This window comes from Pseudomonas sp. Sample_24, from assembly GCF_004307605.1.
Taxonomy (GTDB): Bacteria; Pseudomonadota; Gammaproteobacteria; order Pseudomonadales; family Pseudomonadaceae; genus Aquipseudomonas.
The window spans coordinates 1-2,356 of sequence record NZ_RCNW01000419.1; the positions used below are offsets into that span (position 1 = coordinate 1).

General features: G+C 59.6%; 1 protein-coding gene and 1 pseudogene. Both read right to left on the reverse strand.

Annotated features, from left to right (window positions below; all coding sequences use genetic code 11):
• Window positions 1-166: 166 nt before the first annotated feature.
• Entirely contained in the window at window positions 167-1,531 is a 1,365-nt protein-coding gene (locus tag D8V06_RS24225; RefSeq protein ID WP_130931962.1) for an aspartate aminotransferase family protein, read from the reverse strand.
• A gap of 60 nt (window positions 1,532-1,591) precedes the next feature.
• Window positions 1,592-2,356, reverse strand: a pseudogene (locus D8V06_RS24230) (glutamine synthetase); the annotation flags it as partial.

Consider the following 2,356-nt stretch of genomic DNA (forward strand, 5'->3'; position numbering starts at 1 on the left):
ATGCTCCAAATTTTTCTTTTTTGAACCACTTTGTTCAGCGGCCGAACCCCGACAACTGGAACCGCGGCTAGTCTGGCAAGATCCGAGGCGGTCTTTCAAGAAAAGGCCAACCTTTCTGACTGCCCCGAGCGAAGGTGCCGCGGCGCCTTCGCTCAGAGCCTAGCACTTAGCCTTGCAACGCACTCAGGGTGAGGTCCAGACACTTGCGAGCTTTCGTTACCAGTTCGTCGATTTCCGCAGGCGTAATCACCAGTGGCGGCGCGATGATCATGGTGTCACCGACTGCCCGCATGATCAGGCCATTATCGAAGCAGAACTGTCGGCAGATCATGCCCACTCCCTTGCCTTCGTAGCGCTTGCGCGTGGCCTTGTCCTGAACCAGTTCGATGGCCCCCAACAGACCCACCCCGCGAACTTCACCCACCAGCGGATGATCGTTCAGTTCCCGCAGACGCTTTTGCAAATACGGTGCCGTTTCGGTCTTCACGCGTTCGACAATTTTCTCGTCGCGCATGATGCGGATGTTTTCCAGCGCCACCGCGGCGGCCACCGGATGACCGGAGTAGGTGAAACCGTGGTTGAAGTCGCCGCCCTCGTTGAGGACTGCCACCACTTCGTCACGCACGATCAGCCCACCCATCGGGATGTAGCCGGAAGTCAGGCCCTTGGCGATGGTCATCATGTCGGGCTTGAGGTCGTAGAAATCGCTGCCGAACCACTCGCCGGTGCGTCCGAAACCACAAATCACCTCGTCGGCCACGAACAGGATGTCGTATTTGGCGAGGATTTCCTTGATGCGCGGCCAGTAGCTGTCAGGCGGAATGATCACGCCGCCAGCGCCCTGGATCGGTTCGGCAATAAAGGCACCAACGTTGTCGACGCCGACTTCCAGAATCTTCTCTTCCAGCTGATTGGCAGCCCAGATCCCGAACTCTTCAGGCGTCATGTCACCGCCCTCAGTGAACCAGTAAGGCTGCGCGATATGGACGATGCCCGGGATCGGCAAGTCGCCCTGTTCGTGCATGTAGGTCATGCCGCCCAGGCTGGCGCCGGCCACGGTGGAACCGTGATAGCCGTTCTTGCGGCTGATGATGACTTTCTTGTTCGGCTGGCCCTTGATTGCCCAGTAGTGGCGGACCATGCGCAGCATGGTGTCGTTGCCTTCGGAGCCGGAACCGGTGAAGAACACGTGGTTCATGCCTTGCGGCGCGATGTCGGCGATGGCCTTGGCCAGTTCGAGTACTGGCGGGTGCGCGGTCTGGAAAAACAGGTTGTAGTAAGGCAGTTCGCGCATCTGTTTGCTGGCGGCGTCTGCCAGTTCTTCACGATCGTAACCGATTGCCACACACCACAGACCGGCCATGCCGTCGAGAATCTGGTTGCCCTCGCTGTCCCACAGGTACACGCCCTTGGCGTTGGTGATGATCCGCGGGCCTTTCTCTTTCAGCTGCTTGAAATCGCTGAACGGGGCCAGGTGGTGATCATTGCTCAGGGTTTGCCATTGGCGGGTTTGCGGGTTGTTGCTGGTCATGTGAATCTCCTAAAAATCCAGGTGAAGGCGCGCCGCGGGACAACGGCGGCGCCCGGCGTGTCAGACGGCAAAGAGCAGGAACTCCCGTTCCCACGAACTGATCACGCGCTTGAAGTTTTCATGCTCGGCCCGCTTGACCGCTACGTAGCCAGTGATGAAGTTGGTGCCCAGGTACTTCTCGATGGTTTTGCTGTTTTCCATGCGTTCCAGTGCGTCTTCGATGGTCAGCGGCAAACGCAGGTTACGGCGCTCATAACCACGGCCGACTACCGGTGCGCTCGGGTTCATGCCTTCGACCATGCCGATGTAACCGCACAGAAGGCTGGCGGCAATCGCCAGGTACGGGTTGGCATCGGCGCCCGGCAGGCGGTTTTCAACCCGGCGGTTTTGCGGCCCGGCGTCCGGAACGCGCAGGCCTACGGTGCGGTTCTCTTCGCCCCACTCGACGTTGACCGGCGCCGACGTGTCGGGCAGGAATCGGCGGAACGAGTTGACGTTGGGTGCAAACAGCGGCAACAGCTCGGGAATGAGTTTCTGCAAGCCACCGATGTGGTGCAGGAACAACGAACTCATGGTCCCGTCTTCATTGGAGAAGATGTTTTTGCCGGTCTCGATGTCGATGATGCTCTGGTGCAAGTGCATGGCACTGCCCGGCTCACCGGTCATTGGCTTGGCCATGAAGGTGGCGGCCACGTCGTGCTTGAGCGCGGCTTCGCGCATGGTGCGCTTGAACACCAGAATCTGGTCGGCCAGGGACAAGGCATCGCCGTGACGGAAGTTGATTTCCATCTGCGCCGTGCCGTCCTCGTGGATCAGCGTGTCGAG

Excerpts from the sequence above, each read along its gene's own strand:
- D8V06_RS24225 (WP_130931962.1), bottom strand. The coding sequence starts at position 1,531 with ATGACCAGCAACAACCCGCAAACCCGCCAATGGCAAACCCTGAGCAAT.